Here is a 26,405-nt window from a genome sequence, read left to right on the forward strand (position 1 = left end):
CTTTCTCCGTAGCGATTAAGCCATGATGATATTGGCCAATTTCTATCATCTGGTCAGCCGCTTAGCATACCTTAATTGCCCTTGAATGCCGAGCAGGAGAGCGGTCTTCCGCCCTCCTGCCAGTATCATTCTGCCTCTCGACTGCGTTGGTAAAACACGTAGCCTTCCCGAGCTACACTGTTTTTGATTCGGAAGCGCCAGACAACCGCCAGAGTGATAAACCACAGTGGCATGCTGCACAGAGCAATCAACGTGTCACGGTCAAATATCATCAGTACCAGCGTGAAAGCAAAAAACGCCAGTGTTAGCCAGGTCATGATTACCCCGCCAGGCATCTTGAAGGTAGAGCGTGCATGCAGTTCAGGCCGCTTTTTGCGATAAACCAGATAGGCCACCAGGATCATCCCCCAGCTGTAAACCACCAGTATCGCTGCCACGGTAGATACAATGGTAAACAACGTCATCACGTTTGGCATCAGAATGAGCAGCATCGTCCCCACCACCATGCAAAAACACGAGAACATCAAACTGCGGATCGGAATAGCGGTATTCCGCGAAAGTATTTTGAACTGCCCGTGTGCATGCTTTTCCATCGACAAGCCATACAACATACGCGTACTGGAATATACGCCACTGTTAGCCGAAGACATGGCCGACGTCAGTGCCACAAAGTTAATCACCGCAGCAGCAGCGGGTAAACCTGCCTGATCGAAAAGCATAACGAACGGGCTACTGTCCGGGGAAATATGGCTCCATGAGGTCACGGCGATGATCGCCAACATGGAAAACACATAGAAGATGATGATGCGCACCGGGATGACGTTGATCGCCTTAGGCAGCACCTTTTGCGGGTTCTTGGTCTCGGCCGACATAGTGCCCAACAATTCGATGCCGGTGCAGGAAAAAATGGCAATCTGGAAACCGGCAAAGAAGCCGAAAATACCATGAGGCATAAAAATAGCGGGATCTGTGATGTTGTTGACCGACGCCTTAACACCGTCCGGCGAGGTCCAGCCAATGAAAACCATCCAGGCCCCTGTAACGATCAACGCAATAATGGCGATCACTTTGATAATGGCAAACCAGAACTCTGCTTCACCAAACATCTTCACCGACAGCATATTAAACAGACACAATAGCCCCAGCGTCAGTAAGGCCGGTAACCACGGCGAGACCTCCGGATACCAATACTGTATGTAGCCACCGCACACCACCACGTCGGCAATGCATGTGACCACCCAGCTCAACCAATAGGACCAACCGAGAAAGAAGCTGGCTTTGGGCCCCAGGTATTCGGAGACGAAATCAGCAAACGAACGATAGTCGAGCTTGGTCAGCAACAGTTCCCCCATTGCCCGCATGACCATAAACATAAAGAAGCCGACGATGACATAAGTCAAAACGATAGAGGTCCCAGAGAGCGCAATGGTTTTGCCTGAGCCCATAAACAAACCGGTGCCAATGGCGCCGCCAATGGAAATAAGTTGAATATGGCGTTCGCTTAAACCGCGTTGCAAGGTTTGGGCGCAGTCGGGCCCCTCGGTTGAAAGGGTATTCAACCGATGTTGCTTACTTTTTGTCATGGTGTTACCTGTCCGTCATTAAGGCGATTAAGCAGCTTGTGCCGCTGCAGCAGGAGTGAAACGCACCGGGCGTTTTACCGGCAAAAAAGAGATTCAGGCAAAACGAAGCCCGCCCTTTTGTTAAAGGGAAGTAAATATCTGTACACATCTGAAAACGGCTATTCTAACTGCGCTGTCGCCCACATTTAGCATGCGAGGCATGAGCGTGGCGGGTAATTGCTTTACTATCAGTTTGTTATAAATATTCTCGCTCAAGAAAAAAACGCTGCAAGCGCCGATTTAACATGAATTTAACTCTGGCGTCAGGAAACGGCATTGTCAACATGACACTTAAATAAAATGAAACTTTTTGATCACATTCAAGGTTCTGAAAAATAGATAAAAACGGGTTTTATGCATTTTTTATGCATAAAGTATGCGTAGTCAGCTAACCGCTTCTGAAAAAGTAATTAACTATTCATTTTTACGGCTCAAAACCCGCTGGCAACCGGCTTCCAGCCCGATGAGGGGGGGCTAACAAGCGGCATTTTTAATGGTAAATTTAGCGTCGCAAAAGTGTTATGCACTTAGTAATCCACGGTTAAACAAAATAAATACCTCTATATAAAAAAGGTTGGTTATGGAAAAGCTATCCTACGCTTCAGAAAGCAGCACAACGGCCTGGGCCACCTATCTGCAACAAATCGACCGCGTTGCGCCTTACCTGGGTGATCTGTCGCGTTGGGTCGATACCCTGCGTCACCCTAAGCGTGCGCTGATTGTCGATATCCCACTGCAGATGGACGACGGTTCAATCCGCCACTTCGAAGGTTTCCGCGTTCAGCACAACCTGTCACGCGGCCCGGGTAAAGGCGGTATCCGTTACCATCCAGACGTTGACCTCGATGAAGTTATGGCGCTGTCAGCTTGGATGACCATCAAATGTGCGGCAGTTAACCTGCCATACGGTGGTGCCAAGGGGGGGATCCGCGTCGATCCTTTCAAACTGTCTGAAAGCGAGCTGGAAAGATTGACCCGTCGCTACACCAGCGAAATCGGCTTTATCATCGGGCCACAGAAAGATATCCCTGCACCAGACGTGGGTACCAACTCTAAAGTGATGGCCTGGATGATGGATACCTACTCCATGAACCACGGCACGACCATCACCGGCGTAGTCACCGGCAAACCTATCCATTTGGGTGGTTCTCTGGGTCGTGAAAAAGCAACAGGTCGCGGTGTGTTCGTGACAGGTTGTGAAGTGGCTAAGCGTTTGGGCGTACAAATCGAAGGTGCTAAAGTTGCAGTTCAGGGCTTTGGTAACGTAGGTAGCGAAGCCGCTCGTCTGTTTGTTGGCATCGGTGCGCGTGTGGTAGTGATTCAGGACCACTCAGCAACGCTGTTCAACGCTAACGGTATCGATCTGACTGCATTGACCGAATGGCAAGCCAAGAACAAGCAAATCGCCGGTTTCCCTGGCGCTAGCGAGATCGAAAGCGAAGCATTCTGGTCTGTTGATATGGACATTCTGATCCCAGCTGCGCTGGAAGGCCAGATTACCCGTCAACGTGCAGAGATTCTCAGTGCCAAACTGGTTCTGGAAGGCGCTAACGGCCCAACCTACCCAGATGCGGACGACGTTCTGCGTTCACGCAACATCACTGTGGTACCTGACGTTATCTGTAACGCCGGCGGCGTAACCGTGAGTTACTTCGAGTGGGTTCAGGACATGGCCAGCTACTTCTGGAGCGAAAGCGAGATCAACGAGCGTATGGACAAGATCATGACCGACGCGATGATTCACGTTTGGAACAAATCCGAAGAGAAAGAGTGCAGCCTGCGCACCGCGGCCTATATCGTCGCTTGTGAGCGTATCCTGACCGCACGTAAAGAGCGTGGCATTTACCCAGGTTAATGCATTATCCCTCCCGGCTTGCTCTGCAGGCCGGGAGTCTTTTATAAGTGCCCCCTTCAACGCAACAGTCGTTTCAGCACCTTCCCGGTACTGGTCATCGGCAACCGCTCAACAAACTCGACGATACGCGGGTATTTAAACGCCGCCAACCGCTCTTTGGTCCACGCGATCAACGCGTCTTCACTCACCGGTTCGTCCAGATCCTTCATCACCACCACAGCTTTAATCTCTTCGCCAAGTGATGGATGCGGTACGCCAATCACTGCCACAAAGGACACTGCCGGATGGCGGATCATCAGCTCTTCCACTTCTCGCGGATACACATTGAAGCCGCCGCGAATAATCACATCTTTTGACCTGTCGACAACAAAATAGAAGCCATCGGCATCACGCCGTGCCAAATCACCGGTTCTAAACCACCCATTCTCCAACACCTCAGCCGTCGCTTCTGGGCGGTTAAGGTAGCCTTTCATCACGTTGTGACCACGCACCGCAATTTCACCAACCTGATCTATGCCTTCTATCGTTTTACCGGTGACATCAACCAACCGCACTTCAATACCCCAGATAGGCTGGCCAATAGACCCCACTTTGTTGACTCGCCCCGGATGGTTAAAGGTGGCAACCGGGCTGGTTTCCGACAACCCATATCCTTCAAGTATGTTGACGCCAAAACGCCGGGCAAAATCCTCAATGATTTGGACTGGCAAACTGGCGCCACCGGACACGGCCATGCGCAAATTTTTACGTAACAGTGGCAGGTCTGCTGTATCGTCCAGCGCGTTCAATAATGCCCAGTACATTGTGGGGACGCCGGCAAAAAAGGTAATGCCATGCTGTTGCATCAGCACGATAGCCTGCTTCGCATCAAAACGCGGTACTAACACCAGTGTCGCGGCCAAGGCAAAACCGGCATTCATCTGCACCGTGGAGCCAAACGTATGGAATAGCGGCAACGTGACCAAGTGACGATCGGGACGTTCCACGGAACTGTTGAACAGTTGTACTGAACCTAGTGCATTTAACACCAGATTGGAATGGGTCAGCTCCGCGCCTTTGGCACGGCCCGTGGTGCCACTGGTATAGAGGATTACCGCAGTATCAGACTCCACCGTGGTGGCACTGTCAAAATGGGTGGGTTGTGTACTGATGGCTTGGCTGAAGCGGTCACCTGTGAGCGGTATGCTGTCGCCAATAATAATAAACTCACGGCAGTTTTCTGCGGTTTCGAAGGCGCGCCGCGCCTCTTCCCCCAGGGGCAATCCCTGACTCCCTTCGAAACAAAAGAAGGCCACCGCCTGTGAGTCTTGCAGGTAATACTCAAATTCACCGGCTTTCAACAACGTGTTCAAGGGTACGACTACCGCACCGACTTTGAGCACGCCATAATAAATGGCCGGGAACTCCCATATGTTTGGACAAGCCAGCGCCACCCTTTCTCCAGGTTGCACCCGCAAAGTGACAAGCAGATTGGCAACCTGATTGGCTCGGTGATTAAGCTCAGCATAGGTGAGTTGGAATGTGTCTTGTACCAGTGCCAAACGATCTGGAAATGAACGCGCACTTTCTTCAAGCAATGTGGCCAGGTTTAGCATGTGATGTACTCGTAAGCAGAGACCGGGGATCTCCCGGCGAGCCAATGGATGAGATACTGCGCCACCTCGCTGAGGTTGCTCTCCCTGAACAGCCTACGGCGGAAAAAGCCACGGCACCAAAAAGTATAGACAAGGTCATACCTGTGTACAGGTTCGCGTTCCCCTGTTCAATAGTCTATATGTTAGGCATTCTTTCCCTCCCAGAGGACTGCCCCCATGAGTAAAAAAAAGATCCTGATGCTGGTCGGCGACTATGCCGAAGATTATGAAACCATGGTGCCGTTTCAGGCATTGCAGATGATTGGTCACCAGGTTGATGCAGTTTGCCCCGACAAAGTTAAAGGCGACTACATTATGACGGCGATCCATGATTTTGACGGTGCACAAACCTACAGTGAAAAACCCGGTCATCGTTTTATCTTAAATGCAGACTTTGCAGCAGCAAAAGAGGAAAACTACGACGCCTTGTTGATCCCCGGTGGCAGAGCCCCTGAGTATCTGCGCCTGAACCCGCAAGTCATTAAGCTGGTACAAGCCTTTGATGCCGCCCGTAAGCCAATCGCAGCCGTTTGCCACGGGCCACAACTGTTGGCCGCCGCTGGTATTTTAAAAGGCAGAACCTGTAGTGCCTATCCGGCTTGTGCACCAGAAGTGCAATTGAGTGGTGGCCACTATGCGGACATTGGCATTGATCAAGCGCATGTTGACGGTAATCTGGTAACGGCTCCGGCATGGCCTGCACATCCGCAGTGGTTGGCAAAATTTGCCGAGTTGCTGGCTTAATAGCACCATAAGAAAGGCCCGGTATTAACGCCCGGGCCTTTCTTTGTTATTTATATGCGATAAATACCACGTAATGAATTTGGCCACGAACACACTATTTTATTCAGAATGTCACCGCGTCACTTTAGTTGTTCTATCAGAAAATGGATGTCATACAACCAACGTTTGGCCCGGGCAGATCGCACCAGCATATAAACATACAAGGGCCTGATCCTTTCTATTTCAAGATCCCAGTGATTACTGCGGCGCGTTGATGAAGAAAATAACAGTGCTGATTTTGATGCCTGCCGAAAATATAACTCATGATTGTAATTGCTGCTATCGATAAGAAAAGCGTCGAAATAGCCACGCATCAACGTCTCCGACACCGGTAACGACAGATTGAGCTCTTTGTTTATTTCCGTATTAAGAGTAACGGCTATCCCCCGTTTGAGGAGGCTGGATGGGTTATATCGCTCAATTACCGAGATCACCTGTTGCTGAATATCACTTTCCATTTCAACCTCAAACTATTTGGCTGCGAGAATGATGCAATATCATTCAGACCCTGATGATTGTTACGAGTTCTTTACAGCGAGGTTATTTTCCTTTTCTTTACACTTTCACCACAGAATGGATATAACAATACGCAGAGCGGAGTCACTCCACCCTGCGTAATAGCGTTATTGTCGGCGATAAAATTTATTGGGTTAGCGAGGCATTATTGGCGATCACACCGTCACTCTGTTTTTCTGCGGTAATACCGCCCCCCAAAACTTTATACAGCGTAATCAGGTTCTGATACTCAGTTTGCCGGGCGGTAATCAACGACTGGCGGGCGGTATACAATGTCCGTTGCGCATCCAGCATCGTCAGATACGTATCCACACCCTGTCGATAACGCAGTTCAGCGAGGCGGTAGTACTCTTGTGACGCCGCCACATAGCCAGTTTGCGCTGCCAACTGTTCCTGAATAGTCCCCTTGCGTGCCAACGCATCGGCAGTTTCCTGGAAGGCAGTCTGTATCGCTTTTTCATAGGTGGCGACATACAGGTCTTTCTGCGCTTTGGTGTAATTCAACTGCGCGGTGTTATAGCCCCCGGTGAAGATCGGCAGACTGATGCTTGGCGCGAACGACCAAACGCCAACACCTTTGCTAAACAGTGACGACAGTTCCCCACTCCCCACTCCGCCGCTAGCCGTCAGGCTGATCGACGGGAAGAACGCCGCACGAGCAGAGCCAATGTTGGCATTGGCGGCTTTCAGGTTATGTTCGGCCTCCAGTACGTCAGGCCGGTTCAGCAACACTTGCGATGACACGTTAGCCGGCATGTCTTTCATGATGCCTGACAGTGCTTCAATATCCGTTGGCAGCAGGTTTTCTGGCACGCTTTGCCCCACCACCAGATCCAAGGCATTCTTTGCCTGTGCGGCACTGGTGGTATAACTGGCCACGTCCGATCGTGCCTGTTGATACACCGTGTCCGCCGAGGCGACATCGACCATCGACAAAATGCCGTTTTGTTGGTTTTTGCGTGTTACCTCCAGCGACAATCTGGCGCTTTCCATGGTGCTTTTAGCCACGGCGAGATTACTGCGTGCAGCCGCAACATCGACCCAATCGGTGACAATATCGGCGATCAACGTCAGGCGCGTGCTTTTCGCCGCTTCTGATTCCGCCAGATAGGTTTCAAAGGTAGAACGCGACAGGCTGCGATTTTTGCCGAATAAATCCAATTCAAATGCACTGGTGCCTGCCGTAGCTTCGTAGCTCTGGCTTATTGCGGTGGCATTACCGTTGCCGGTCAGCGCACGACCACGACTGCCATCCACTCCGGCATTAATGGTTGGGAACAAATCAGAACGCTGTTCGCCGTATAGCGCCCGCGCCGATTCGATATTGGCAATTGCTTCACGCAGGTCACGACTGCTGCTCAGCCCCATTGCCACCACCTGCCGTAACTTGGCATCGACCACATAGTCATGCCAGGGGATATCCGGGTAGCTCAATGACAATTTACCGGAAGGTGCGGCATATGCCGCACCCTGCGGCAGATTGGCAGGAACCGGCGCTTGTGGGCGCTGGTAGTCTGGATCCAGCGAGAGGCATCCCGCCAGTAACAGCGGAAATGTCAGAGTGATTATACGTTGCAGCACATTATTCTCCTGCCTGTGGCGCAGTATTTTTTACCGGTGTAGCGAGGGTCGTTTTGCGTGAAAACATCCGGCGCACCAATACATAGAACAAAGGAACAAAGAAGATGGCCAATAACGTCGCCGTGATGGTGCCGCCAATGATCCCTGTACCAATGGCGATCCGGCTGTTGGCCCCTGCACCAGTGGAAACAGCCAACGGCAAGACACCGGCGCTAAACGCCAACGAGGTCATCAGGATAGGTCGCAAACGCATGCGGGATGCTTCAATGGCTGCGGCGATCAAGGTTTCACCCCGCTGGTATTTCTCTTCGGCAAACTCAACGATCAGGATCGCGTTCTTGGCCGACAAACCGATAATGGTCAGCAACGCTACCTGGAAGTAAATGTCATTTTCCAGACCGCGCAGCGTGATCGCCAACAGCGAGCCAACCACACCCATCGGTACCACCATCATCACTGCAAACGGAATGGACCAACTCTCATACAGCGCAGCCAGGCACAGGAACACAACGACCAGCGAGATAGCATACAGCGATGCCGCTTGCCCACTGGTCAGCCGCTCCTGATAAGAAAGGCCGCTCCACGAGAAACTGCTGGCGGAGGAGAATTTTGCTGCCAGCGTTTCCATCTCATCCATCGCCGTGCCAGAACTGACACCGGGTGCGCCCTCACCGGTGATTTCAAAGGACGACAAGCCGTTGTAACGAGATAAGTTTTCCGGTCCGTAGATCCAATGGGAAGCGGCAAAGGCAGAAAACGGCGTCATGCTGGTGGTACTTGTGCTGGATGTCCCGCGCACAAACCATTTATCGAGATCTTCTGGTTTGGAGCGATATTCCACGTCACCTTGCATATAGACTTTCTTCACCCGGTTGCGATCGATAAAGTCGTTGACGTAGGTGCTGCCGAACGCGCTGGACAGGGTGCTGCTAACGTCGCTGGCGCTTAGACCTAACGCCTGCAATTTGTCGTTGTCGATTTCCACTTGCAGCTGCGGCGTATCCGGCAACGTGTTGGCACGTACGGCGCTCAGGTTCGGATTTTTCCCCGCGGCGGCAATGATCTGATCGCGCATCACCTGTAGCTCCGCACGGGTGGTTGCCCCCTTGGCCTGCAACTCGAAGGTGAAACCGTCAGACTGGCCAAAACCATCAATCGCCGGCGGACTCATCGAGAAGACTTGCGCGTCGCGGATAGTGGCGAAATGCGCCATTGCACGTTTGGCAATCGCATCAGCGGTATTCGCACTGCCGGTGCGTAGACTCCAGTCTTTCAGGCTAACGAAAGCCATACCGGCATTTTGCCCACTGCCGCTGAACCCAAAACCGTTAATGGTGAAAATAGTGCTGACATTGGCCTTCTCGTCGGTCAGGAAATAATCTTTCACCACGTCACTGACCGCAGCGGTACGGGCATTGGTTGCCCCGGCCGGTAACGTATACTGCACCATCACCACACCCTGATCTTCGTTGGGCAAGAAGCCGGTCGGCAACCGCATATACATCACTGCGGCGGCGATCAACAAAAGGCCATACAGCAGCAGATAACGCATTGGGCTGTGGATCACCCGGCCAACTTTGTCTGCGTACTTTTCCTGCAGACGGTTATAGCCGCGGTTGAACTTGCCAAGCAGACCTTTGTTGGTCAGATCGTCATGGGCAGGTTTCAGCAAAGTCGCACAGAGTGCCGGTGCCAGCGTCAGTGCCAGGATCACCGACAGCACCATAGAAGCCACAATGGTGACGGAGAACTGGCGATAGATCACCCCGGTCGAACCACCAAAGAACGCCATTGGCAGGAATACCGCTGACAGCACCATGGCAATACCCACCAATGCGCCAGTGATCTCCGACATCGATTTTTCCGTTGCCTCGCGCGGTGGCAGTTTTTCTTCTCGCATCACGCGTTCGACGTTCTCTACCACCACGATGGCGTCATCGACCAACAGGCCGATCGCCAACACCATACCAAACAGGGTCAGCGTGTTGATCGAATAGCCGAAAGCGGCGAGCACGCCAAAGGTACCCAGCAACACCACCGGCACGGTAATGGTCGGGATCAGTGTGGTGCGTAGATTCTGCAAGAACACAAACATCACGATCACCACCAACACCACTGCCTCGATCAGCGTTTTCACCACTTCTTCGATCGAGATGTTAATAAAGTCGGTGCTGTCTTTCGGGTAAGCTACCTTGTAGCCATTCGGCATGGACGTTTGGTATTCCGCCACTTTTGCCTTAACCAATTTGGCGGTGTTGAGCGCGTTGGCACCGGCAGCCAATTTAACCGCAATGCCGGACGCAGGATGACCATTCAACCGAGCGCTGGAGGAGTAATCCTCATTGCCCAGCTCAACCCGTGCCACATCGCCCAAGCGTACCAGCGCCCCGCTGCTGTCACTTTTCAGGATGATATTGCGGAACTGCTCCGGCGTTTGCAGACGTGATTGCGCCTTCACGGTAGCGGTCAGTTGTTGATCGGCTCCCGACGGCAAATCGCCGATCTTACCGGCTGAAACCTGGGTATTTTGCGCCTCAATGGCCGTTTCTACATCAGATGGCATCAATGAATAGGACGCCAGCTTGGTTGGGTTCAGCCAAATGCGCATGGCATATTCTGAACCGAATACCTGCACGTCACCGACGCCCTCAATACGTGACAAGGGATCTTGAATGTTACTCACCAGGTAGTCAGAAATATCCGCAATGCTGGCCTTGTCCGTCTCGTCATACAGACCGACGATCAGCAAAAAGCTGCTCTGGGATTTCTTAACCGTCACCCCTTGGGCGGTGACCTCGGTCGGTAAACGGCTTTCCGCCTGCTGTACCTTGTTCTGTACCTGAACCTGGGCAATATCTGGGTCCGTGCCTTGATCGAAGGTCACGTTAATACTCACTGAACCGTCGGAACTGCTGGTCGCCGAAAAATAAAGCAACCCATCCAAGCCGGTGAGCTGCTGTTCAATCACCTGAGTAACGCTATTTTCCAGGGTTTCCGCATCTGCGCCCGGATAAGTTGCGGAAATGGAAATCTGCGGTGGCGACACGTCAGGATATTGCGAAATGGGCAGCGAATTGATCGACATCAGGCCGCACAACATGATGATGATCGCAATCACCCAGGCAAACACCGGGCGACGAATAAAGAATTGCGCCATGGTTACTGTTCCCCGCCGTTAGCCACAGCGGTATCCGCCTGTTTTTGCACGTCAACCGCTTTGACCTCAGCGCCGACAGCCACCTTGCTGGTGCCTTCGACGATCAACCGGTCACCTTCACTCAGCCCTTTACTGACCAGCCAACTACTGCCAATAACTTGCTCGGTAGTAACAGTGCGCTGCTCAACCTTGTTCTGTGCGTTAACCACCAGCGCGGTCGCCTCACCCTTAGCGTTGCGGGTTATGCCCTGTTGTGGCGCCAGAATCCCCTTGGGGTCGACACCGTTATCAACTTTGGCGTGAACATACATACCGGGTAATAATTCGTGTTCTGGATTGGGGAATACGGCACGCAGCGTGACGGAGCCCGTAGACTCATCTACCGACACTTCTGTCAGTTCAAGTTTGCCTGAGTGAGAATAAGGCGTACCGTCTTCGAGATTGATGGTTACCGGCGTGACATCGTCACGTTGTAACGAAGCCTGCTGTTTGCGTAATTTCAGCAGTTGGCTGCTGGACTGTGTGAGATCGACGTAGACAGGATCAAGCGCACGAATGGTTGCCAGTGCATCTGTCTGGCTGGCAGTCACCAACGCACCAGGGGTAACCGAAGAAATACCGATACGGCCGGAGATGGGCGCACGCACCTGTGTATAGGCAAGATTTATCTTGGCCGTTTCCAGTGCAGCCTTGTACTGTGCAACAGCGGCAACGGCTTCCAGATAGGTCGCCATTGCATCATCTGCATCTTGCTTGGATACGCCATTCTCTTTAACCAAAACAGCGTAGCGTTGCGCTTTCAGACGGCTGGAATTCACCGTGGCCTGGGCACTTTTTACCTGTGCGGCCGCTTGATCATAACTCGCCTGATAGGTCGCTGGATCGATTTGATATAACACCTGACCGGCTTTGACCTCCGCACCTTCGGTAAATAGGCGACGTTGGATAATGCCTTCCACCTGAGGACGGACATCCGAGGTCATGGTGGCGTTCACTCGACCGGTCAGATCACTGCTCAGCGTTACAGATTGACCATGCAGTGTCGCCACCCCAACCTCCTGCACGCCACTGGCGCCTGTGGGGGCGCTGCCACTTTGGCCATCACAGGCGGCCAGTAACAACGACAGGCTGACAAGAAAAACCTTTTTCCTTTGCATCGACTTTCTATCCTATTGAGAACGTTTATTCTCAATATATAGAAAGCGACGTTTTTAGTCTGACAGGGTTGCGTAAGGATTCAGTAAAATTGCATCGCAGAGCATGAAGAGAGCCGGCGCGCGCTTACGACGCACCGGCGAACAGGCTATTTCTTCCGAAGTGGGATATCTTTCAGCAACCAGGTTAACGCAAAGGCCAGTGCCATCACCACGGCGGCAATTTGGTACACCGAGTGAATCGCACCACCGAATGCCTGCAAGTAGTCCTGTTGCAGCGCTGCTGGTAGATGATGCACGGCAGTTGCCCCCAATGAGCGAGGCAACTCAGCACCTTCAGGCAGCAGACTGGACAGACGGCTGTGCAATACGTTGGTAAAGATCGCGCCAAATACGGCGACCCCAATAGACCCCCCGATAGAACGAAATAGCGTGGCACTGGAGGTCGCGACCCCCATGTGTTTCGGCTCTACGCTGTTTTGTGCCGCGAGGATCATTACCTGCATCACCATACCCAATCCTAGCCCCAACAGGCTGATGTAGAGATACAACAAATGCACCGGGGTCGAGTTTTTCAGCGTACCCAGCAGTATCATCCCTGCCAACGCACATAACGTGCCGATGATCGGAAAGATGCGGTATTTACCGTGCTTACTGATCAACCGTCCGCTGATGATCGAGCTGATCATAATCCCGCCCATTAGCGGCAATAATTGCATCCCAGCCTGGGTCGGTGTGGAATCCTTCACCACCTGCAAATACAACGGCAGGAAGGTGACCGAGCCAAACAGCGACATGCCGACAATAAAGCCTATTAACGCACATAACACAAAGGTGCGATTACGGAACAGCCCTAACGGGATGATCGGCTCACTCGCCAGTCGCTCTTCGTAGATAAACCCGCCTATCGACACCAGGCCAAAGGCTAAAATGCACCACAGTTGGCCGTCGGACCAGGCCATTACGGTGCCGCCCTGGCTGGTAAACAAAATGATGCAGGTCAATGCCGCCGCGAGATAGCTGGCCCCGAGAAAGTCAATTTCATGTTTAACCCGATTGACCTTGGACTGGAATACCGCGCCAATCACCAACAGCGCAAAAATCCCCAGCGGCAGGTTGATATAGAAAATCCAACGCCAAGAGAAATGTTGCACCAGCACCCCACCGATCAGCGGCCCAACCACCGTTGCCAGACCAAAGACCCCGCCAAATAAGCCTTGATAGCGCCCACGATCGGCCGGTGGGATCACATCGCCAACCACGGCCATGGTTACCACCAACAAGCCACCCCCGCCCAGTCCTTGCAACGCACGCATCAGGATAAGCTCCGTCATATTCTGGGCTAACCCGCACAGCACGGAACCGAGTAAGAACACCACAATAGCGATCTGCAATACGATCTTGCGACCGAACAAATCGCCGAACTTGCCATACAGCGGCACCACAATGGTCGACGCCAGCAAATAAGCGGTCACTACCCACGACAGGTTCTCCAGACCACCGAATTCACCGACGATGGTCGGCAACGCAGTAGAGACAATCGTCTGATCGAGCGCCGCCAGTAACATGACCAGCAGCAGTGCTGAGAACAACAAACGGATCGAGGGGGCCTGTTCCGACACCCTGCCGTTTTCTTCGTTGCCTGCTACGTTATCAGTACCCATTTAAGTGAGCCCGCTTGTAATTAATTAATCGAGTAATTAATATATGAGTTATTCTTTTCTCCGGTCAATGGATCTCACCGCGATGACAGCACAAAACGTTCAAAAACCACGACGGCCCGGCCGCCCTAGCGGCAGCGCTAATGGCGCAGAAAAACGCGAGCATTTGCTCGACACGGCGCTGAATATGTTTGCCCGTCAAGGCATTGCTGATACATCGCTGAATGCCATTGCCCGCGAGGCCGGCGTAACCCCTGCCATGCTCCACTACTATTTTCACAACCGTGAACAGCTATTGGATGTGCTGATCGACGAACGTTTTCTGCCGGTAAGGCTTGCCGCTGGCAGTGTGTTTGACGCGAATACAGACGACCCGGTAGCCGCCTTCACCCAACTGGCGCAGCGGTTTATCGATATCTCGACTGATCATCCGTGGTTTGCCCCACTGTGGTTGCGTGAAGTGATGAGCGATAACGGCGTTCTGAAGCAGCGCATGAACGAACGTTTTGGTGATGCGCAACGCAAAACGGCGCTGCAATCGATCACTCGCTGGCAGGCAGAAGGCAAGCTGAATGCAGGCCTGGAGCCATCACTGATGTTTATTACCCTGTTTGGCATGACGCTGTTGCCATTAGCCACTGCGCCAAAATGGCAGCGCAATGACGATGATCATCCATTGAACGCTGACGTTATTGCCCGTCACGCCATCACGCTGCTTACCCAGGGGCTGGGACCACAACGCTGAAAGGTGAGATCGCTTGGAAAATGGGAACGAACGATTTGCGTTGGGCCGTATAGATGAGAGATTGTAATATAACGTCTTTGAGATCGAAGGGATTAACGATGAAACAGGAACGGCGTAAAAGATTGGCACAGGTCGCAGGTATCTCTTTCGCAGTCTATTTGATAACACATATCGGGGAGTTTCATTTTCCCAACTCCCTGATTAAAGCCTGCTTTGCTTCAATCATCATCACCCTGCTTTACGCATTCCTTTCAAGCCATTTCTGGAAAAAGTATGTTTTAAAACTAAAGGATTATCAATAAACTACTACTTCTCGAGCGGGTTTGTGGAATACACTGACAAGCCATCAGAATTATACAAACAGGGCCAAAAGTGGCCCTGTTTTGCGAATGCTATTTACACTGCCGGCAGTTGGTTGGTCACGCAGTGAATCCCCCCGCCGCCAGCGGCAATGGCGTCAATATTCACCTGTACCACTTCACGCTCAGGGTAAAGCTCCGTTAATAAATTCAGTGCTTCGGTGTCTGCCTCAGGGTCACCAAACTCCGGGGCAATAACCGCACCGTTGATCACAAAGTAATTGATATATCCCGCAGCAAAATCCGGATTGCCCTTACTGAAACGACTGCGACGTGGATCCATCGGGGGCGACATCGTATGGATCTTTAACTTGCGACCATCAGCATCAGTTGCCTGTTTGAGGATAGCCAGATGGGCCTGCGTCACCTTGTGGTCGTAAGATTCAGGATCGGTATCCAGATTGGCAACCACGACCCCTGGACTGGCAAAGCGGGCATAAAAATCAACGTGGGCATCCGTAATATCTTTACCTTTAATTCCCGGCAGCCAGATGATTTTGCGCAGGCCGAGCATGTCTTTTAACTCTTGTTCCACCCGGTCACGGCTCCAGCCAGGGTTACGGTTAGCATTGACCCAACTGCTCTCGGTCATGATCCCGGTGCCATGGCCATCCACCTCTATGCCGCCGCCTTCACCCACCAGTCCGCTGCGCCGTATATTGGCGACGCCGTAATGTTTCGCTTCAAATGCCGCCAGGCGCGAATCGTAGGTATGCTGTTGTTTGTTACCCCAACCGTTAAAGTTGAAGTCCACGGCCCCCAGCTGACCTTTATCGTTAATCACAAAGTTGGCGCCAATGTCGCGCATCCAAATATCATCAAGCTCAGTGATAATGAAGGTCACATTGTGAGTACCGCATTTCTCTTCGGCCAATTGCCGTTCTTTCTCTCGGCAAAACACCGTTAACGGCTGATATTGAGCGATTGCACGGGCCACTCGCCCCAAAGCATCTTGTACGCCCGATGTGTAATCAGCCCAAATCGCCCGCTGCGCACCAAAGGAGATAAACGCGCGCTGTTGCACTTCTCCTTCGTCAGGCATGCGCCAGCCTTCTCCACGTATAGCCTGTGCCGCATGGGCGGGTAACGACAGCCCCATAGAGGCTGTTAGGCTCATGCCGGCAATCAGGGATGCCTGCTTAATAAATTCGCGACGCGTTGACATGGTTTGCTCCTGTATTGCCGTCATTGAAATAAGATATTCTTTTCAGCTGAAGACGGCATGATTTTGATGTAATACATGTTAAGGCTTCCAATACAGCCTGAACAAACGATACATTTAGCAGACACGTGATTAGACAGGCTTATCGATAATGTTAAAACACTGGCCGCCAATGAATGCATTACGCGGGTTTGAAGCCGCCGCCCGGCTAGGCAGCTTCCACCAGGCCGCAGACGAACTGCACCTCACCCAGTCAGCCATCAGCCAGCAGATACGCAGTCTGGAGGCCTTCCTTGAACAACCTCTGTTCTTTCGCAGTGGTCGCAGCGTCAGCCTTACCGACGCCGGCCACGATCTCTATAGCACCGCACAGGTGATGCTTCAGCAACTGGCTATCGGTATTCGTCGTTTAGAGCAGTACCGTAAACCTAATCAACTGATCGTCAACACTACCCCGGCGTTTGCCCGTCACTGGTTGGTACCACACCTGAAGAGTTTTAATCGACTGCATCCAGATATCGACGTGTGGTTGTTCACGACCTTTGATCCGCCGGATATGGCGACAGAAACCGTCGATCTGGCGATCCGCGACGATCTCAGTGCCCAAGCGGAATGCAGCTTCAGAATATTGCATCAGGATCGGCTCTATCCGGCATGCCACCCTGACTTGCTGAACGTTGAGGCCGAACAGCGCACCACTTTGCATGGTGAACGCGAAATGGACTGGAGCCATTGGGTCCTTCAGGGCGGCATCAACATCGGGCAAAGCAGTCATGGGCTGAATTTCTCAGACCCAGGGCTGTTGCTGGATGCCGCCTGCGACGGTCTTGGCATCGCATTGGTTAGCCAACTGTTGGCACAACACGCGCATGACAGAGGGTTGCTGACCTCTTTGACGGAACAAAATGTACGTGGTCCCAATTGGGCATGGCTGATTCATCGCGACAGTGAGAACAACCCGTTTACACAACATTTTTGTGAGTGGTTGCTAACCCAATTACCCCACGCGGTTTAACGTTCTAGCTCACGGTTCCAGACGGTGAATAAAGCACGCCGGATTGTGCAGTGCTACTTTCAATCAAGCGCCCACAGAATGGCGCTAAGTGATTGTTGAGATTGAATTCACCTGTCATCGTTCAATTCGAAAAGGAACCGCTATGCATTCTGTCATATTGAAAACATTAGCACTTGGCGTGGCGCTTGCCACCTTCAGCCCCTCGCTATTGGCCGTGAATTTGAATGCCGGTGCCGTGGCGGCACCGGATCAATACGGCGCAAAAGTGGCCGCACAAATTTTGCAAGCTGGTGGCAATGCGGTAGATGCTGCGGTAGCTACCGCATTTACCCTGGCGGTAACCTACCCAGAAGCCGGTAATATTGGTGGCGGTGGCTTTATGACGCTGTACGTCGACGGTAAACCCTATTTCCTCGATTACCGTGAAATTGCCCCAAAAGCGGCCACCAAAACCATGTACCTGAATAAAAACGGTGACGTTATTGAAAATCTCAGCCTGGTGGGCACCAAGGCGGCCGGTGTACCAGGCACGGTGTTAGGCCTGTGGGAGGCACATAAACGCTTTGGCAAATTGCCTTGGGCAGAGCTCCTGACCCCAGCTATCGGCTACGCGCAGCAAGGGTTTAAAGTGGCCGATCAGCAATATCAGTACCGTGAGGACGCCAATAAGCTGTTTGCTGGTCAAACAAACTTTGGTGATTACTTTGGCAACATGAAACCCGGTGCGGTGTTTAAACAACCTGAACTGGCTAAAACGCTGGAACGCATCGCCAACAAAGGTGCCGACGACTTCTATCAGGGTGAAACTGCCAAACTGCTGGTGGCACAGATGCAGCGTGATGGCGGCCTCATCACGCAGTCTGATCTGACTGACTATCGGGTGAAATGGCGCGATCCGATGCAAATCGCTTGGCGCGGTAACATTATCTATACCGCTCCGCTGCCCAGTTCCGGGGGGATCGCGCTGGCGCAGCTATTGGGGATAAAAGAGGACCGCGCTGCCGATTTCAAAGGTGTAGAACTGAATTCCGCACGTTACATTCACCTGTTGTCTGAGATTGAAAAACGTGTATTTGCCGATCGCGCAGACTATCTCGGCGATCCGGACTTCACTCATGTGCCTGTCGACAAGCTGATCGCCCCGGACTACTTGCAAAAACGGGCGGCGGAGATCAACCCAATCGCGATTTCACCGACCGAAAAGGTGCGCCCTGGGCTTGAGCCCCATCAGACCACCCATTTTTCGATTGTTGATGTCCAAGGTAATGCGGTCAGCAACACCTACACGTTGAACTGGGACTTCGGCAGTGGCGTGGTGGTGAAAGGCGCGGGCTTCCTGCTGAATGACGAAATGGACGATTTTAGCGCCAAGCCGGGCGTGGCTAATGCCTTCGGTGTCGTAGGCAGTGACGCTAACGCCATTGAACCAGGCAAGCGCATGCTCTCTTCCATGAGCCCGACTATCATCACACGTGACGGCGACGTTAGTCTGGTCATTGGTACGCCGGGTGGCTCACGTATCTTCACCTCGATTTTCCAGGTAATCAACAATATCTATGATTACCACTTACCCTTAGAAAAAGCGGTTGCTGCGCAGCGCGTTCATCATCAGTTGCTACCGAAAGACACCATTTTCTACGACGGTTTTGCCCCATTGACTGGCAAAGTGGCCGAACAGCTGAAAGCGATGGGTTATAAACTGGAGGATCAAGGCTGGTATATGGGGGATATTCATGTAATACGCGTTAACGGTAACACACCGGAAACCGCATCTGACCCACGGGGCCGCGGCATGGGACTGGTGGTGAAAAAGTAATATGATATGGCCGACCCACGATTCGACGTGTGGGTCGGCCATCATTCAGTTATTGCTTACGCGTCCATGCGTCATTTTGGTCATTCTTGACCACTTCAATGAAGGATTCAGGCAGCAGATTGCGGAATAACCCATTATCTTCTTCAATAACGCTGACCATTTTGTCGACCATCTCCTGTGGATCGAACTGATCAAATGGAAACTTGAGTTTGCTATGGTCGATGAAGTTCACCTTTGGGTCATACCACTTTCTGAAACTCTCCATCATTCGATCGTTAAAACCTGTCAGATAAGGCCCTGGGTTTATCGTCGCTACTTTTACGCCGAAATCAGCCAGTTCCATACGCAAGGATTCGGCGATCGCTTCCAATGCATGCTTAGATGCACAATATGCACCGGTAAAGGCTCCGGTAAGCAAACCTGCAACCGAAGAAACGAAAACAATCTTGCCGCTCTTACGCTCTGCCATTTGTTTAATGAATCCCTGGGTCAGTGCCATACTGGAGAACACATTGGTTTCAAACTGGGCACGCAGCACGTCAATGGGCATTTCTGCGACAGCACCCGCCTCAGCAATACCAGCATTATTGAACAAGACATCGATATTCCATTTCCACGCGTATTCTCGATCACGGTGATCCAAAATATCCAACTTTTCGACCTGTAACTCGACGCCCCGCTGTTTTGCCGCCTCGAGCAGTTGGGTTACCTGTGGCGTGAGTTGCACACCGGCAATGACTTTATGCCCGCGAGCGGCCAACGCCAATGAAACCTCTCGGCCAAAACCCGATCCTGCGCCTGTCACTAATACCGTTTTTTTAACCATCTGATTATTTCCTCTATCCACATTAATATGATTTGCATTAACGGTCATTGCGGGCAATACCGACGTTGCCGCGACCACACCGCTACTGATAATAAATTTCCTTCGGGTTATTCCATACATGCGCCCTCCTTCTGCATAAGCAGAATGATATAAGCCAGTAAATAGTTACTTAATTAACGCGATGAGTAATGAGTATTATTTTAAGCAGGTTTCTGCGATATAAGCATCCTCATGAGATTTAGCGCCTGAAATGCCAATTGCGCCAATGAATTCATCTGTGGATGAATAGACTGGTAGTCCACCAGCAAAAGAGGCCAAGCCCTGATTACTGTGTTCGATAGACCATAATTCCTGACCAGAACCTGAAAGCTGCCCCAGATCGGCACTAGGTATGCGAAATAACGCTGACGTTTTCGCTTTCCTTTGGGCCAAATCAATGGCTCCCAGCGGGGTATTATCCATACGTATAAAGGTAATCATATTGGCACCGTCGTCATAGACACAAATGCAAACGGCCACTCCCTGCTGCCGAGCTGCCGCAATCCCTCTGGCAATCAATTGCTGGGCATAGTCCAGCGATAGCGATCCTGACATGGTGATTCCCCCCTATTAATGTAATCTTGGGGGAAACTATAAAGTTGCGCTAGGATGTGAACAATACTCACTCACCTGACAACAGTTGTTAGTTTATCTTATGAATAGACAAGACCCGCTTAACGGCATTCACTTGTTTTTGACCGTGGTCGAGGCTGGTAATTTTTCCCGTGCCGCGTCGATGCTGGGTGTCACACCTGCCGCAGTAAGTCTGAGGATCGGGCAGTTGGAAACTGAACTGGCGGTAAAGCTGTTTCATCGTTCAACACGCAGTGTCAGTCTCAGTGAGGCGGGTGAATGGTTCTATCACAGCGTTGCACCTTTTTATCAACATATACTTAATGCCCGCGAAGGCCTGCATCAAAACCAAAACCTGCCGTCAGGCCATTTACGCATCACCGCTGTACAAATGGCCAAAGAACTGCTCAAAGCGCCCTTGTTAGCCGAATTCAACCGCCGCTATCCACAAATCACATTGGAAATAAATTACGAAGATCATCTGGTGGATATTATTCAGGAACGCATTGATGTGGGTATTCGACTCGCGGATAAATTACAACCCGGTATGGTTGGCGTGCAGATCACCCCGGAGCTGCCATGTGCACTCATCGCTTCACTCAGTTATATTGAGCAATATTCTGCCCCAGAGACCATTTCAGATTTGCAACAACATCGCTGCATACGCTTCCGCTTCCCTGATCGCGGCGTATTGCATAAATGGGCGCTGACCGAGGGTGGAAAAGATCATGACATTGACATGCCGGGCGTATTTATTACCGACAATACAGAGGCAGTTATAGAGGCTGCTCGAGCGGGAATGGGTATTGCCCATGTATTTTTACGTCACCGGATAAAAAAAGAACTCGAAGCAGGCTCGCTGGTTGAAATAATGCCAGGCTCTTGTCGTCCTTTGCCACCCATGTGGGTCTACTACGCCAATCGGAAATATGTACCGAAGAAAGTCAGAGTATTTATCGATGAATTAAAACGTCACAGTCAGATGCTGTCATGGTAAAACAATGTCCCATTGTCCGACAGACAACAATGGGACATGAACACGATTACCCGCTGGTTTTATTCACCGCACTGTTCGCCAACTCGCCGTAAACCACCTGCCCGCGGAAACCACGACGCACCTGCTGGAATAACTCGCGGAACGCCGGATAATCCTGCGCCTGACAGAGGGTAGCTTCACCGTGAATGGCATTCAGCTGCAACCTGTGATTGACCATCACCTGTTGTCCATCTCGCTGCCATTTAACCTGATAATCACCCGCCGTATTGCGGAATTGCTGATCTTTTGGAATAGCAATAATGGGGATATTCGCAGGCAATTGCAGACGATAGGTTTCATCATAGCGTTGCGCATTGCAATAGAATGGCGTTTCGTTCGTTAACGCGGCAGTGGTCGTATAAAGTGTGCGGAAAGACTTGCCGCCCGGCGGATTGGGCACGGTCATCCCACCCACAACGCCAAAATCGACATAGTCATCGGCTTTGAAACGGAAGCTGTAACCAAACTGTTTTTTAAGATCCAGCGGATCACCGCTCATCGCCACCTGCCCGCGCCCGTCGATGCCGGAGGAAGACATGATGGATTCCTCGGTCCGCGCCCGATTATGCGGATTAACTTTAGAGAAATAACCTCGCAGGTTGATCTCATCAACTTCACTTAATTTTCGTTCGGTTTGCCCACGCATTGTGCCCGACTGATCGAACACAACGTCAACATTGAGTGGGCTTTCAGTCCGTTGTGCATCATTGTTCGGGGTATGTGCCAATTTCGCTTCACGCGTCAATAACACCGGAACGCCCAGATCACCCTCCGGCAATTGACCAAAGCGTGCCCAAGGACTGGTTGAATCCAGATACACATCAAACTCAGGCACGTAAGTGATGGCATGGTTAAAGCGACCCAGCAGGGGCACTTCAGGCAGAATCGGTCCTTTCATCATGCCAATTAACACCGGCGAACTCTCTATCCCCTTGGCAGCCAACAGCGCCTCCAACAGCACCACATGATCCTTACAATCGCCATAATGGTTGTCGAGAATACTTTGCGCAGAATTAGGCTCCAATCCGCCGTTACCCAGGTACACGGCAACATAACGGATATTCTGTGCCACCCAGCGATAAATTGCTGCGGCCTGTTCACGGCGATCGTCAATGCCGACGGTGATGTTTTCTGCCATTGCCTGCACTGCCGGAGTGACCTTTGCCGCTTCACTGGCCTTCAACTGATAGGCTTTGGCCAGTTGTGGCCACTCGCGGTAGGTACTGGCCATAATGGTTGGGCTGAATGTCCAGCGATCTGCCGCCCAATTCTGCGCCTTCAGTGGCACGCTTCGTTGGTAATGCCAACGCCAGTAAGCCTGCCCATTACGGATCTGCGGCTTATCACTACCTTCTACATCCCGAATATAAATATGCATTGGCAAATCTGCCGGCGCCTGCAAATTGACCTCTGCATCGTCAAATTGCTCGAATACACTAAAGGTTTCCCACAGACCAAAATAATCTGGGAAGTAAGGGACATTTTGGGTTTGGCGCAGCTGATATACGATACGAGACCCTGGTGCCAGGTTGGGGAATACGATCACTTTCACTTTACGGTCGGCATACACGGCGGCTGAAGCGCTGGAGTAGCTTTCCTGGGTATAAATGCGATCAGGTGCCACATCATGACGTTGACCGTCAGCCGTGAGCGTATAGGCCGAAACCACCTCCAGCGTTTCCATTTTCTCGCTGTAACTCAATCGAATTTGACTGAACTTCTCAACCGCTGCCTTGGTTTTAAGCAAGACCTCATAACTTTCGGTTTTCACGCTGTGGGCATTGGCAAGAACCTGATAGTCAGCACGGTAACGTACAAAGCTGAAATCATTGCTGGCTGCCGCTTCCTGCCCTGTGGGCAAGGTCGAATCGGCGGCCAGTAACAAAACAGGGTGTGCCGCCGTCAAACTGGTGAGCAGCAGTATCGATGGGATCGCTATTTTCATTCTCATTCCTTTGACAAAGAGTAACCGGCCATAAGGCACCGTATCCATAGAACCCTGGCACAACACTATGACAATCATTCATGTTCAATAAACATCGGGTCAACCCGGATGCATTATTTCATCAATGCGCAAAACTACCCTTGCTCTATCAACATGACCGCCGTGGTATCCGCTTCCAGGGCTTCAAAGATGTGCTCTCGATCGGCAGAATAACTGATGTAGTCCCCCGCGCTCAGTTCCACTGGTTGTTCTGTCGGTCCAATTCTCGCTCTACCGCTACTGATAATCACATGTTCGATGGTGCCAGGCATATGCGGCCGGGAAATACGTGATTCTCCCGGCTGAACGCGCAGACGGTAAATATCCCTTTGCGCCCCCGGAGGGCAAGTCGCCAACAACGTTGCGGCATAATTAGCGTGTTCAGAAACGGTAGTGACCCCTTCATTAGCGCGGATCACCTGAACGTGCTGGCGCGGTTGTGAGATTAACCGACTGACGGGTACATCGAGCGCCATTGCCAACGACCACAGCGTTTCCAGACTGGGATTACCACTGCCGGTCTCCAGTTGAGAGAGTGTCGATTTGGCTATGCCCGCCCTGCGGGCCAGTTCGGTAACCGTCAACCCAATTCGTTCGCGCTCACGGCGGATTGCGGCAGAAAGCAGGCCAATGGGTGTTGCGTTATTACTCGCATTATCGCTCATCGTTCACCATATCATCCGTTTGTTCGACTTGACGAACACCCTGAGGGTGTTCATCATAATGTCCAGTTGTTCATTTTAATGATATACACCAACATCGGCAAGCGCTGAGCAGATCAGGGAGAAAACGAATGAAAATAAAAACCAGCGGTGTGCTGCAGATGGTCCTTGCCATGGTGATTTCTGGCACCGTGGGTTGGCCTGTCATCTTACTGGGGCAGCCGGCACCCACAGTGGTTTTCTGGCGCTGTGCGTTTGGTGCGCTGGCAATGCTTATTGTCTGTGCCTTGCTCGGCCAGCTAAGAAAAGACGTGCTAACTCGTCGCCAGGCGGCCATTGCGGTACTGGGGGGTATAGCACTGGTGTTGAACTGGACGCTGCTTTTCGGCGCCTACTCTTACGCTTCGATTGCTGTGGCTACGGTCACCTATCACGTTCAGCCTTTTATGTTAGTCGGGTTGGGGGTGCTGCTTTTTGGTGAAAAAATGACGGCGAATAAACTCGGTTGGCTGCTATTGGCCTTTGGGGGAATGTTGCTGATCATTATTGGCAAACAAGATGCCGGTAGTTCCAATGTCCATTACCTTACCGGCGTGTTACTGGCACTGGGCGCTGCCTTTATGTATGCGGTAGCTGCAGCCATCGTCAAGCAATTGAAAGGCGTGCCGCCGCATCTGCTTGTGCTCATTCAGCTCACCGTTGGCATGGTATTGCTGGCACCATTCGCCGGTCTGACTTCTCTGCCACCAACAGCCCACACGTGGCTACTATTGGCCACCCTTGGCTTACTGCATACCGGGTTGATGTCATCGTTGTTGTACAGTGCGATCCAGAAAATCCCCACCAGTCTGATCGGCGCATTGTCGTTCATCTACCCGCTAATGGCGATTATCGTCGACTGGGCTGTATTCGGGCACCGCCTTGGCTTAATGCAGTTGTTGGGCGCTGCCGCCATATTGTTGTCGGCAGCCGGCATGAACTTTGGTTGGCGGCTATTGCGAGCGAGTAAATCCGCCTCACAGGCCGAAGATCACTAACGGCTGTGACATCTACCAATGAGCCTCTTCGCTGTCGAATCGCATGTTACGGCTCGCTGTTACCGGTTTTACCCCCTCGGTCACATTACCGGTAACACCCTTTTTTAACATCCTTCAGCGTGATATCTGTCGCAAAACCGTCTGTGGAAAACCGCTTTTATAGCAATAACGACGTAACGCTATTTTTAAACAGGTGAAACCATGACGACCCATACGCCCGATGAAGTGCTGTTAATTGCCCCAGTAATGGAAAACCTGCTTGCTCGCCTTGATGCCACTTTTGTCGTGCATCGGTTATATGAACAGGCGGACCCGGTCGCCTTCCTGTCAACGAATGGGCGTACTATCCGGGCTGTCGTCACCCGTGGGGACATCGGTGTCACAACGCCGGTTCTCGAACAGTTACCGCACTTGGGGCTGATTGCCGTGTTTGGCGTAGGAACTGACGCCATTGACCTGAACTACACCCGCAAGCGCGGTATTAAGGTCACCATCACCTCCGGCGCATTGACAGAAGACGTGGCCGATATGGCACTCGGGCTGCTGCTGGCAACCGCGCGTCAACTGTGTCACAACGACCGCTTTGTTCGTGATGGCCGCTGGTTACACGAAGCGCCAGGCCTGTCGGTACAGGTCAGCGGCAAACGACTGGGCATTTTTGGCATGGGGAACATCGGTCGGGCCATCGCCCAGCGTGCAGCCGGCTTCAACATGCGCATCCAATACGCCAGCCACCAACAGGACAGTTCACTGCCCTACACCTATTATCCGGATCTGCTGGCATTGGCGCGGGAAAGTGACTTCTTTGTGATTGCCATTTCCGGCGGTAAGGACAGCGCAGGTCTGGTGGATAAAGCGGTGTTCGATGCGCTACCGTCTCATGCGCTGGTGATCAACATTGCTCGCGGCAGCATCGTCAACGAAACGGATCTGATCGCAGCGCTGCAAAGCGGTGCCATTGCCGGTGCCGGACTCGACGTTTATGCCCACGAACCGCAAGTCCCTGCCGCGCTGATCGCTATGGATAACGTTGTACTGCAACCGCATATCGCCAGCGCTACCCAAGAAACACGGCAAAAAATGAGCGATATCGTGTTTACCAACGTCGAAGCCTTTTTTGATCATGCACCGTTGCCCCACGCCATTGAATAAATAACGCGTTTTCTTTCGATTTTATTACCGCCGAAT

At 51.9% G+C, this 26,405-nt stretch carries 21 protein-coding genes; 9 read left to right on the plus strand and 12 right to left on the minus strand.

Going from position 1 to position 26,405, the window contains the following annotated elements; genetic code table 11:
- Positions 1 to 125 precede the first annotated feature (125 nt).
- Positions 126 to 1,583 (minus strand): amino acid permease, encoded by a 1,458-nt coding sequence (locus tag SGBXF1_RS12375; RefSeq protein ID WP_037415322.1) that lies wholly within the window; start codon positions 1,581 to 1,583, stop codon positions 126 to 128.
- A 619-nt stretch (positions 1,584 to 2,202) separates the two neighbouring features.
- Here SGBXF1_RS12375 and SGBXF1_RS12380 point away from each other — a divergent pair.
- Positions 2,203 to 3,477: a Glu/Leu/Phe/Val family dehydrogenase gene (locus SGBXF1_RS12380; protein ID WP_037415325.1), complete on the plus strand. Its 1,275-nt coding sequence runs from the start codon at positions 2,203 to 2,205 to the stop codon at positions 3,475 to 3,477.
- 56 nt (positions 3,478 to 3,533) lie between these two features.
- Here SGBXF1_RS12380 and SGBXF1_RS12385 read toward each other — a convergent pair whose 3' ends face one another.
- The gene (locus tag SGBXF1_RS12385) at positions 3,534 to 5,072 is read right to left on the minus strand and encodes a long-chain-fatty-acid--CoA ligase (RefSeq protein ID WP_186426901.1); all 1,539 of its coding nucleotides are present in this window, start codon (positions 5,070 to 5,072) and stop codon (positions 3,534 to 3,536) included.
- A gap of 216 nt (positions 5,073 to 5,288) precedes the next feature.
- Between SGBXF1_RS12385 and SGBXF1_RS12390 the strand changes: the two genes are divergently transcribed.
- The gene (locus tag SGBXF1_RS12390; protein ID WP_037415334.1) at positions 5,289 to 5,855 is read left to right on the plus strand and encodes a DJ-1/PfpI family protein; all 567 of its coding nucleotides are present in this window, start codon (positions 5,289 to 5,291) and stop codon (positions 5,853 to 5,855) included.
- A 119-nt stretch (positions 5,856 to 5,974) separates the two neighbouring features.
- On the opposite strand, the gene SGBXF1_RS12395 is transcribed toward SGBXF1_RS12390, so the two are convergent.
- The 5 genes from SGBXF1_RS12395 to SGBXF1_RS12415 form a co-directional block, all read right to left on the minus strand.
- Positions 5,975 to 6,352, minus strand: a complete 378-nt coding sequence (locus SGBXF1_RS12395) for a DUF1493 family protein (protein WP_061806269.1) — start codon at positions 6,350 to 6,352, stop codon at positions 5,975 to 5,977.
- 184 nt (positions 6,353 to 6,536) lie between these two features.
- On the minus strand, positions 6,537 to 7,991 hold the full coding sequence (locus tag SGBXF1_RS12400) for an efflux transporter outer membrane subunit (protein WP_130380754.1): 1,455 nt from the start codon (positions 7,989 to 7,991) through the stop codon (positions 6,537 to 6,539).
- Position 7,992: 1 nt separating this feature from the next.
- Positions 7,993 to 11,148, minus strand: a complete 3,156-nt coding sequence (locus tag SGBXF1_RS12405; RefSeq protein ID WP_186426902.1) for an efflux RND transporter permease subunit — start codon at positions 11,146 to 11,148, stop codon at positions 7,993 to 7,995.
- Between the two features lie 2 nt (positions 11,149 to 11,150).
- Positions 11,151 to 12,305: an efflux RND transporter periplasmic adaptor subunit gene (locus tag SGBXF1_RS12410; RefSeq protein ID WP_061806271.1), complete on the minus strand. Its 1,155-nt coding sequence runs from the start codon at positions 12,303 to 12,305 to the stop codon at positions 11,151 to 11,153.
- A 146-nt stretch (positions 12,306 to 12,451) separates the two neighbouring features.
- On the minus strand, positions 12,452 to 13,966 hold the full coding sequence (locus tag SGBXF1_RS12415; protein WP_037415354.1) for an MDR family MFS transporter: 1,515 nt from the start codon (positions 13,964 to 13,966) through the stop codon (positions 12,452 to 12,454).
- 43 nt (positions 13,967 to 14,009) lie between these two features.
- On the opposite strand from SGBXF1_RS12415, the gene SGBXF1_RS12420 reads away from it, so the two are divergent.
- A complete protein-coding gene (locus tag SGBXF1_RS12420; protein WP_037415357.1) occupies positions 14,010 to 14,708 on the plus strand; it encodes a TetR/AcrR family transcriptional regulator in 699 nt (232 codons plus the stop codon).
- 98 nt (positions 14,709 to 14,806) lie between these two features.
- Positions 14,807 to 15,010, plus strand: coding sequence for a hypothetical protein (locus SGBXF1_RS12425; protein ID WP_037415360.1), 204 nt, complete (start codon positions 14,807 to 14,809; stop codon positions 15,008 to 15,010).
- Positions 15,011 to 15,104: 94 nt separating this feature from the next.
- Here SGBXF1_RS12425 and SGBXF1_RS12430 read toward each other — a convergent pair whose 3' ends face one another.
- Entirely contained in the window at positions 15,105 to 16,232 is a 1,128-nt protein-coding gene (locus SGBXF1_RS12430) for an agmatine deiminase family protein (RefSeq protein WP_186426903.1), read from the minus strand.
- A gap of 148 nt (positions 16,233 to 16,380) precedes the next feature.
- Between SGBXF1_RS12430 and SGBXF1_RS12435 the strand changes: the two genes are divergently transcribed.
- Both SGBXF1_RS12435 and ggt read left to right on the plus strand, forming a co-directional pair.
- Positions 16,381 to 17,244: a LysR family transcriptional regulator gene (locus tag SGBXF1_RS12435; protein WP_186426904.1), complete on the plus strand. Its 864-nt coding sequence runs from the start codon at positions 16,381 to 16,383 to the stop codon at positions 17,242 to 17,244.
- Between the two features lie 142 nt (positions 17,245 to 17,386).
- Positions 17,387 to 19,060 (plus strand): gamma-glutamyltransferase, encoded by a 1,674-nt coding sequence (gene ggt, locus SGBXF1_RS12440; protein WP_186426905.1) that lies wholly within the window; start codon positions 17,387 to 17,389, stop codon positions 19,058 to 19,060.
- 49 nt (positions 19,061 to 19,109) lie between these two features.
- On the opposite strand, the gene SGBXF1_RS12445 is transcribed toward ggt, so the two are convergent.
- Complete coding sequence (locus tag SGBXF1_RS12445; RefSeq protein WP_238320963.1) at positions 19,110 to 20,006, minus strand: SDR family oxidoreductase; 897 nt, start codon at positions 20,004 to 20,006, stop codon at positions 19,110 to 19,112.
- A gap of 75 nt (positions 20,007 to 20,081) precedes the next feature.
- Positions 20,082 to 20,480, minus strand: a complete 399-nt coding sequence (locus tag SGBXF1_RS12450; protein WP_186426906.1) for a GlcG/HbpS family heme-binding protein — start codon at positions 20,478 to 20,480, stop codon at positions 20,082 to 20,084.
- Between the two features lie 100 nt (positions 20,481 to 20,580).
- Here SGBXF1_RS12450 and SGBXF1_RS12455 point away from each other — a divergent pair, with 100 nt between their 5' ends.
- Positions 20,581 to 21,495, plus strand: coding sequence for a LysR substrate-binding domain-containing protein (locus tag SGBXF1_RS12455; protein ID WP_061806277.1), 915 nt, complete (start codon positions 20,581 to 20,583; stop codon positions 21,493 to 21,495).
- Positions 21,496 to 21,541: 46 nt separating this feature from the next.
- Here SGBXF1_RS12455 and SGBXF1_RS12460 read toward each other — a convergent pair whose 3' ends face one another.
- On the minus strand, positions 21,542 to 23,479 hold the full coding sequence (locus SGBXF1_RS12460) for a DUF3857 domain-containing transglutaminase family protein (protein WP_186426907.1): 1,938 nt from the start codon (positions 23,477 to 23,479) through the stop codon (positions 21,542 to 21,544).
- 134 nt (positions 23,480 to 23,613) lie between these two features.
- Entirely contained in the window at positions 23,614 to 24,183 is a 570-nt protein-coding gene (locus SGBXF1_RS12465; RefSeq protein ID WP_037415387.1) for a helix-turn-helix domain-containing protein, read from the minus strand.
- A 128-nt stretch (positions 24,184 to 24,311) separates the two neighbouring features.
- Here SGBXF1_RS12465 and SGBXF1_RS12470 point away from each other — a divergent pair, with 128 nt between their 5' ends.
- Positions 24,312 to 25,217, plus strand: a complete 906-nt coding sequence (locus tag SGBXF1_RS12470) for a DMT family transporter (RefSeq protein WP_186426908.1) — start codon at positions 24,312 to 24,314, stop codon at positions 25,215 to 25,217.
- Between the two features lie 201 nt (positions 25,218 to 25,418).
- Positions 25,419 to 26,369, plus strand: coding sequence for a 2-hydroxyacid dehydrogenase (locus SGBXF1_RS12475; protein WP_037415392.1), 951 nt, complete (start codon positions 25,419 to 25,421; stop codon positions 26,367 to 26,369).
- The last annotated feature ends 36 nt before the right edge of the window (positions 26,370 to 26,405 follow it).

This window comes from Serratia grimesii, from assembly GCF_900186025.1.
Taxonomy (GTDB): domain Bacteria; phylum Pseudomonadota; class Gammaproteobacteria; order Enterobacterales; family Enterobacteriaceae; genus Serratia; species Serratia grimesii.

Bases quoted from the DNA above. Each gene is read 5' to 3' on its own strand.
- SGBXF1_RS12375 (WP_037415322.1), bottom strand. From the start codon at position 1,583: ATGACAAAAAGTAAGCAACATCGGTTGAATACCCTTTCAACCGAGGGG.
- SGBXF1_RS12380 (WP_037415325.1), top strand. From the start codon at position 2,203: ATGGAAAAGCTATCCTACGCTTCAGAAAGCAGCACAACGGCCTGGGCC.
- SGBXF1_RS12385 (WP_186426901.1), bottom strand. From the start codon at position 5,072: ATGCTAAACCTGGCCACATTGCTTGAAGAAAGTGCGCGTTCATTTCCA.
- SGBXF1_RS12390 (WP_037415334.1), top strand. From the start codon at position 5,289: ATGAGTAAAAAAAAGATCCTGATGCTGGTCGGCGACTATGCCGAAGAT.
- SGBXF1_RS12395 (WP_061806269.1), bottom strand. From the start codon at position 6,352: ATGGAAAGTGATATTCAGCAACAGGTGATCTCGGTAATTGAGCGATAT.
- SGBXF1_RS12405 (WP_186426902.1), bottom strand. From the start codon at position 11,148: ATGGCGCAATTCTTTATTCGTCGCCCGGTGTTTGCCTGGGTGATTGCG.
- SGBXF1_RS12410 (WP_061806271.1), bottom strand. From the start codon at position 12,305: ATGCAAAGGAAAAAGGTTTTTCTTGTCAGCCTGTCGTTGTTACTGGCC.
- SGBXF1_RS12415 (WP_037415354.1), bottom strand. From the start codon at position 13,966: ATGGGTACTGATAACGTAGCAGGCAACGAAGAAAACGGCAGGGTGTCG.
- SGBXF1_RS12420 (WP_037415357.1), top strand. From the start codon at position 14,010: ATGAGTTATTCTTTTCTCCGGTCAATGGATCTCACCGCGATGACAGCA.
- SGBXF1_RS12425 (WP_037415360.1), top strand. From the start codon at position 14,807: ATGAAACAGGAACGGCGTAAAAGATTGGCACAGGTCGCAGGTATCTCT.
- SGBXF1_RS12430 (WP_186426903.1), bottom strand. From the start codon at position 16,232: ATGTCAACGCGTCGCGAATTTATTAAGCAGGCATCCCTGATTGCCGGC.
- SGBXF1_RS12435 (WP_186426904.1), top strand. From the start codon at position 16,381: ATGTTAAAACACTGGCCGCCAATGAATGCATTACGCGGGTTTGAAGCC.
- ggt (WP_186426905.1), top strand. From the start codon at position 17,387: ATGCATTCTGTCATATTGAAAACATTAGCACTTGGCGTGGCGCTTGCC.
- SGBXF1_RS12445 (WP_238320963.1), bottom strand. From the start codon at position 20,006: ATGTATGGAATAACCCGAAGGAAATTTATTATCAGTAGCGGTGTGGTC.
- SGBXF1_RS12450 (WP_186426906.1), bottom strand. From the start codon at position 20,480: ATGTCAGGATCGCTATCGCTGGACTATGCCCAGCAATTGATTGCCAGA.
- SGBXF1_RS12455 (WP_061806277.1), top strand. From the start codon at position 20,581: ATGAATAGACAAGACCCGCTTAACGGCATTCACTTGTTTTTGACCGTG.
- SGBXF1_RS12460 (WP_186426907.1), bottom strand. From the start codon at position 23,479: ATGAAAATAGCGATCCCATCGATACTGCTGCTCACCAGTTTGACGGCG.
- SGBXF1_RS12465 (WP_037415387.1), bottom strand. From the start codon at position 24,183: ATGAGCGATAATGCGAGTAATAACGCAACACCCATTGGCCTGCTTTCT.
- SGBXF1_RS12470 (WP_186426908.1), top strand. From the start codon at position 24,312: ATGAAAATAAAAACCAGCGGTGTGCTGCAGATGGTCCTTGCCATGGTG.
- SGBXF1_RS12475 (WP_037415392.1), top strand. From the start codon at position 25,419: ATGACGACCCATACGCCCGATGAAGTGCTGTTAATTGCCCCAGTAATG.